Here is a 6,693-nt window from a genome sequence, read left to right as displayed (position 1 = left end):
TAGCTCTCCCCTTGCGTCGGGGCGAAGCAGTGCTTCGCTTAATCCCTCCTCATTTAGGATGTCTTTCTCTATCTTAAGCTGTCTGACTTCTCGCTCAAGCTCTTGTATGCGACGCTGATCATCAGTTAATGCTAGACCTTTAGTTGGACGAACGCCTTGCTGCTCTTTTTTATACTTGCGTACCCAGTTGTCTAAGGTTGAGATGCCGATGCCTAAAGACTCGGCTACTTCTGCAACTTTGCGATTGTGATCAACCACTAAGCTAATGGCTTCTAATTTGAATTCTCGGGTATATTCTCTACGTTTGGTAGTCATACTGTATTCCTTCTTTGGGGTAGTATAACCTCTTATAAGCTGTCCAATTTTATTATGCCACTACAGTCTGTTGAACATTCAAATATTAGGACTGCGCATTGTCTAAAAAATAGCCACTGCCAGTGCCACATTTGAATGTTCAACAGACCCTAAGCAAACTGTGAATACTTAGAGTTAATACTATCGATAGAATTGCCTAAATCAGAAATATAACCAACACTACTATCTCATTGTTCAGTCTAATGAATCCTGATACCCACTCAAACTATCCCTTAATCCAACTGTCTTAACGTCTTCTTAACAGAGCACTTGTTATCGTAAGGAATTGCATTCCTTATCATTCTGTTGAGAAGCCTCACTATGTCAACCTCTCAAGCACCTAGCACCTATATTACCAAAGCCAGTACTAAAAAAAGCTATCTACGCAATATCTTTGACCGTGAGATCAATCTCAGTTATTTGATTGTCATCGTGGCTCTTTATATAGTCGCTACTGCGAATTTTGGTTTTTTTACACAAGTGCTAAGTATCTATCCTGTTAGCACTAATATTGGTTTTATCATTTCGATCATAGCCTTGTTGTTAGGCTTGATGTGGCTAATCTTTCAGTTGTTGTGCTATCGACCCATTGCAAAACCAGTGCTCATCGCTATGGTATTGATAGCGGCTGTATGTGGTTATTTTACAGACGCTTACGGTACGATATTTGATCGTAGTATGCTGATCAACAGTATGCAGACCGATCGAGCAGAAGCGATGGGGCTGATGTCGCTAAGTTTTTTTATTCGGGTATTTCTGCTAGGTGTTGTACCCGCTGTTCTTATTGCAAAGATTCGTATCAAACGAGTGCCTTTACGTCGAGCATTATTGCAAAGGAGCGCGACTTTAATCTTGTCTGTCGCTTTAATAGCCGTCGCTCTACTACCTTTTGGGGATCAATACGCGACCTTTTTTCGTCAACATAAAATGGTTCGCAGCTACGCCAATCCCATTACTCCTATTTACTCTGTCATCAAATTGGGTACCGATTACGTCGATGAATTACGTCGTCCTGACACCTTGATAGCACATGCGACAGATGCCAAACGTCTCACTGCTACTGCGGGAACTAACGCTGCAAAACCTAAACTCATGGTCTTTGTCGTCGGTGAAACCGTTCGCGCCGATCACATTGGTCTTAATGGCTATAAGCGCGATACGATGCCTCTTTTAGCTAACCAGCCAGACATTTATAGCTTCAAAAATGCCACCTCTTGCGGCACTTCTACCGCTTATTCTGTACCTTGTATGTTCAGTTATGACAATCGAGAAAACTATAATGATAATAATTCGGACTACAACGAGAACGTATTAGATACGCTATACAAGCAAGGCGTCAATGTTGTGTGGCGAGACAATAATTCGAGCTCTAAAGGGGTGGCTGATAGAGTGACCTTTGAAAATTACAGGACAGCTGATATCAATCCAAATTGTGATGTTGAGTGTCGTGACATTGGTATGTTAAATGGTTTTGATACTTTAGTTAAGTCAGATACAAGGGTAAAATCGGACGTACCAGCTAAAGACACGCTTATTTTATTGCATCAAATGGGCAACCATGGTCCTGCGTACTACAAACGTTATCCTAAAGAATTTGAAGTGTATCAGCCAGTATGTATGACTAACGAGCTGTCCAAGTGCGATGATCAGTCCGTCATCAACGGTTATGACAATGCCATTCGTTATACTGATTACTTTTTAAATAACGTTATTGATACGCTAAAAACTTATGAGCAGGATTATGATGTGACGATGGTATATATCAGCGATCATGGAGAAAGCTTGGGTGAAAATAACATCTACTTGCATGGTTTACCCTATGCCATAGCGCCCGATGCTCAAAAGCAGGTACCCGTCATTATCTGGTCGCCTACTAGCAACAATATTGATAAAAGCAGCCTTGCTAGTATGATTGATCAGCCGGTATCACACGATTTTATTACCCCGACTTTACTTAATTTTTTCGGTATTACGACTGACGAAGTAGCAGCAGCACCGACATTTTTTAAGTCTGTCTATTAAGATTTTAGCGCTAAGCACTGCTGACATTTATGCATGAGATAACTATGTACAAAATACTTATTATTGAAGACAACCCAGATATCGTGGCCAATATTTATGCTTTTTTTGAGCCTAAAGGCTTTGCATTAGACAATGCGCATAACGGCATTAGTGGCTTAACACTGGCTTCGAACAATCGCTACGACGTTATCTTATTGGATGTCATGCTACCGGGTATGGATGGTACAAAACTGTGCAAAAAACTCAGAGAAGACTTCCACAACAAAACCCCTGTATTGATGCTAACTGCTCGCGATACGATTTTGGATAAAGTTGCAGGCTTCGATAGTGGCGCTGATGATTATCTGGTCAAGCCTTTCTCACTCATTGAGCTAGAATCTCGCATCAAAGCGCTTATACGTCGCCATCAAGACGACCATTTTCATCACAGTATCAATATCGGCAAATTGTCCTTGAATACAGAGGAACACACGATTACCCGAGAAGGCAAAGCGTTAAAACTGACACCAACAGGGTTTAAAATATTAGAAGCTTTGATGAATGCGTCGCCCCGAGTCGTCAGTAAAAGCGAACTGGAGGAAAAGGTATGGGGTGAGGATATTCCTAGTAGCGATGCACTGCGTACCCATATGCACAGTGTGCGTGCACAAGTCGATAAGCCGTTTGCTGACATTATGATAGTGACGGTGCCTGGTGTTGGTTATCAGATTATTGACCCAGATAAAGTGTAAAATCTGTTTACTACCTTTACTACCTTTGCCACTACGAAGTGATGCTATGTTCAGAATTGACTCTATCGTTAACAAGTTTCGAATATCATACTTTTTATTTGCCGTACTACTGTGCGCGACTTTCGTCAGCATTTTTGTGTATGCAGAGACGAGGATGGAGCAAGATCTGATCAAGGCACGCCTGCTACAGCAGCTAGAGCTGAGTCAAGAAAAAGAAGGCGAGCTGGCTGTCTATGTGGCAGATCCAGGTATCAAAATTTACCGCTATGATACTGCGCCTGAAGATTTGAAAACTATGGCCGATGATAAAGTGCAAGAAACCTCTGTCACGGTTAACACTAAAACAGGTACGACCAGAACCAACCTGCACTTCTTTGCTTATCAGCAAAATAAACAGAAATTTATTTTGACTTACTTAGAAGACAGAGAAATGGTATTGGCAAACTACCCTGTTTTAGCCATCTTTGAACATTTAGAAGACATCTTTGCCAATGCCTTGAGAGTGGCTGTTATTTTAAGCTTGCTGATTGCCATCATATTCTCTCAGCTATCCTCAAAGCAGATTACTAAGCCGCTACTAGATCTAAAACAAGCGGTAGAAAACGATCACCAAAATTTAACCGAATTGACTCATTTGCCGTCGGAGGTTGGCGTCTTAGCACGAGCGATTGATCAGAAAAACCATAAGTTAGAGCAGTACCTCAAACGTGAGCAGCTATTTACCGGTGATGTAAGCCACGAATTGCGCACGCCTTTAACGATTATTATGGGTGCGTCAGAAGTACTGGCCTCCCAATTAGCAAGCGATCACTATTTGAGTGAATTTACTGAGCGTATTAGTACGACTGCTAAAGAAACCTCCGAGATTATCAGCGCGTTGTTGCTACTCTCGCGCGCCCCTGAAAAACTGGACGCACCGCAAACCTCTATTAATAACATCGCTGTCAATGAATTAGAGCGCTTAAAGTATCTGCTGCGTTATAAAACGGTGACTTATACCGTAGTCGCTGAACAAGAGTATTCTGCTAATGTGCGCCCTGAACTGTTAAAAATGGCGCTGGGTAATCTGATTAAGAATGCCTTTCAATACACAGATGATGGTGAAGTCAAAGTCACTATTGATGCAGAAAAAATAACGGTCACCGATACAGGCCTAGGCATTCCCGAGTCTATGATGCCGTTGCTGTATGAGAGATTTGAGCGTTTAGATCAGCAGAATGATAGCACTCCATTATCTACAGATTTACTGGCTGACGATTATGCGAGCTATAAAGTTGAGGGTACAGGACTGGGTCTTAGCATCGTGCAGCGCATCATGACGCATATGGGCTGGCAACTGACCCATCAAGCCAATACCACAGGCGGCAGTACCTTTAGTATTTATTATAAATAACGATGACAGTGGCATAATTTTCATTAAAAAATCATTGTAGCGATAAATAATGCTTAGGAAGCTAGGACGTGTTGAACATTCGACCATGGCACTGACAGAGACTATTTGCGAATGTTCAACACGCCCCAATGAAAAAGCGTTATCTTAACGCTTTCTTAACAGCGCTAAGCACATACTGATACCCAAGTGCTAACCAGTGACCTCCTACACTGGGATCATCACAACAATAACTATATCGGTGATTGCACTTTTTATTATTTTTTTACTTTTATTGTATTTTCACTCTAACTTCAATCAGCAGCAGTAGCCGATACCCTAGTAAAATTAGGTGTCAGCTACTGCTTTTTAGCAGGTGCAATCTATAGTCAAAATCTCCTAAAAATGCCACGGTATTGCTGATAGCAGTTTTTTGTCACCTCTGTCTGCGCAGGCACAGCAAGCAAGAAACATGGATATCAGCTGGGCGTGATGTCTCGATATTATCTTGCGCTGCCTATAATGGCTGAACTATGGCTGGACCATGCCTGGACTACGGCTGTAATGTGCCTTAACGCTTTCTTAACGTGCCTCGTCATATACTTAAGATTCTGCCAGCCACTCTAATCTAAATGACCAGTAAGCAACTAATATGAATAACCTCAAACCTATTACTCTCGATCATGATGCCGCACATCCTGATTATAAAAATCAGCCAGTATCTGGTGATTTTCTTGTAGTAGATAGCTTTGCGAGTAATGCTAAAGGTAAAACAGGTTTGGCGCGTATTTTAAAAGCCACAGGATATTCTATAGATGGTTTTAAAGCGGCTTATCAGTTTGAAGCAGCGTTTAGACAAGTTTTCTGGCTCAATCTCGTATTATTCATAGCCATTATATTTATGCCTTTTAATATCGGTATAAAAATGATGCTGGTGGTTGCTTCCTTTTTATCCCTCATTGTTGAGTTGATTAATACAGGTATTGAAGCCAGTGTCGATCATACCTCAACCGAGCAACATCCCTTAGCAAAAATAGCCAAAGATGTCGGCTCTGCTGCCCAGTTTTTAGCGTTATTACTGCTGTTTGTGTTGTGGACAATGGCCTTAATAAACCTGTTATTTTGAATAAAACATCAGTTTTATAGCTTAAGCGTTTGCAACTTAATAAACGACAACTTAATAAATTGAGTAAGGCGCCTCAATGACTCTAAAAAATAACCTGACCGATTGGATGTGGCTGAAGCTCCTTTGCTTGACCATTATTGCCGCTCTAACCTTTGAGCACAGCCAGTTTGATATTCGTATTAGTGAGCTTTTCTATACCAACGGTCAATGGCTCCTCCAAAAAGGTGCTCAGCCTTACGCTTTTATCTTTTATGATGGACCTAAAGCGCTATTAATCTTCTCAGCTATCTACTTAATCACGATTTTAATTATCAAATACAGACAACCTTCGAGCACTACTTCTACCATCCATTATGGCAAGCTCGACAGATTTATTATTCCTTTATCGGTTCGTGAAATAAGTTATCTGCTGACTATCCTTATCGTCGTACCTTCTAGCATTGCACTCTTAAAAGGAGTCACCCATGTCAGTTGTCCCAATCATTTGACACTGTTTGGTGGCGAGCTTCCTTATCTAGATATTTGGCAAAATATAGTCGCGAATACGCCTGCCAAGTGCTTCCCAGCCGCTCACGCTAGCGCAGGATTTTCTTTGTATGGTTTAGCATTCTTACCCACTTTGCATAAGTACCGCTATAGAATATTTGAAATAGTGACTGTCTTAGGCTGGACAATGGGGATGTATAAAATGCTGTTTGGCGATCATTTTTTTAGCCACACATTGGTATCAATGCTGCTTTCACTAACAATTACCTGTGCGCTTGCCAGCGTATTTTTTAAACGAACGGCCCGTCTCAAAGCTCACAACCTTACTTTAAGCAGCACAGTTGATTCAGTCAAATAGCTATTATAGTCATTCCACTATAAAAGTATTACAGCGTTAACCTCGCTTGAAGTATCACATATACATCTACACTTGGTTGCCTTGTACTACTTTTACATTGAATCGACTATAGCACAAACTCGCTCAAGCCTTCTGCCCTATAATTTATAGGGTTTTTTTGTCAAAAAATTTCAATGAATTTAGAAGGCCCTATCTTGACACTTTCTTAACACCTCTATTGATAATTTAGTCATGTCAATAACATGAC

At 41.0% G+C, this 6,693-nt stretch carries 6 protein-coding genes; 5 read left to right on the top strand and 1 reads right to left on the bottom strand.

Going from position 1 to position 6,693, the window contains the following annotated elements; genetic code table 11:
* A partial coding sequence (locus tag HQR03_RS05510; protein WP_173239457.1) for a transposase occupies positions 1–315 on the bottom strand: 315 nt, incomplete at its 3' end.
* 360 nt (positions 316–675) lie between these two features.
* On the opposite strand from HQR03_RS05510, the gene HQR03_RS05505 reads away from it, so the two are divergent.
* From HQR03_RS05505 to HQR03_RS05485, 5 genes are all read left to right on the top strand, one after another.
* On the top strand, positions 676–2,376 hold the full coding sequence (locus HQR03_RS05505; protein WP_173239456.1) for a phosphoethanolamine transferase: 1,701 nt from the start codon (positions 676–678) through the stop codon (positions 2,374–2,376).
* A 44-nt stretch (positions 2,377–2,420) separates the two neighbouring features.
* A complete protein-coding gene (locus HQR03_RS05500) occupies positions 2,421–3,107 on the top strand; it encodes a response regulator transcription factor (protein WP_025653172.1) in 687 nt (228 codons plus the stop codon).
* Between the two features lie 46 nt (positions 3,108–3,153).
* On the top strand, positions 3,154–4,500 hold the full coding sequence (locus tag HQR03_RS05495; RefSeq protein WP_173239455.1) for a sensor histidine kinase: 1,347 nt from the start codon (positions 3,154–3,156) through the stop codon (positions 4,498–4,500).
* A 628-nt stretch (positions 4,501–5,128) separates the two neighbouring features.
* Positions 5,129–5,602 carry a diacylglycerol kinase gene (locus tag HQR03_RS05490; protein ID WP_173239454.1) on the top strand — a complete coding sequence of 158 codons (474 nt, stop codon included), beginning with the start codon at positions 5,129–5,131 and terminating at the stop codon, positions 5,600–5,602.
* 76 nt (positions 5,603–5,678) lie between these two features.
* Positions 5,679–6,446 (top strand): PAP2 family lipid A phosphatase, encoded by a 768-nt coding sequence (locus HQR03_RS05485; RefSeq protein WP_173239453.1) that lies wholly within the window; start codon positions 5,679–5,681, stop codon positions 6,444–6,446.
* The last annotated feature ends 247 nt before the right edge of the window (positions 6,447–6,693 follow it).

Source organism: Psychrobacter okhotskensis (assembly GCF_013248965.1).
Taxonomy (GTDB): domain Bacteria; phylum Pseudomonadota; class Gammaproteobacteria; order Pseudomonadales; family Moraxellaceae; genus Psychrobacter; species Psychrobacter okhotskensis.
This window is presented reverse-complemented; position numbering and strand designations above follow the sequence as displayed.

Excerpts from the sequence above, each read along its gene's own strand:
- HQR03_RS05505 (WP_173239456.1), top strand. The coding sequence starts at position 676 with ATGTCAACCTCTCAAGCACCTAGCACCTATATTACCAAAGCCAGTACT.
- HQR03_RS05500 (WP_025653172.1), top strand. The coding sequence starts at position 2,421 with ATGTACAAAATACTTATTATTGAAGACAACCCAGATATCGTGGCCAAT.
- HQR03_RS05495 (WP_173239455.1), top strand. The coding sequence starts at position 3,154 with ATGTTCAGAATTGACTCTATCGTTAACAAGTTTCGAATATCATACTTT.
- HQR03_RS05490 (WP_173239454.1), top strand. The coding sequence starts at position 5,129 with ATGAATAACCTCAAACCTATTACTCTCGATCATGATGCCGCACATCCT.
- HQR03_RS05485 (WP_173239453.1), top strand. The coding sequence starts at position 5,679 with ATGACTCTAAAAAATAACCTGACCGATTGGATGTGGCTGAAGCTCCTT.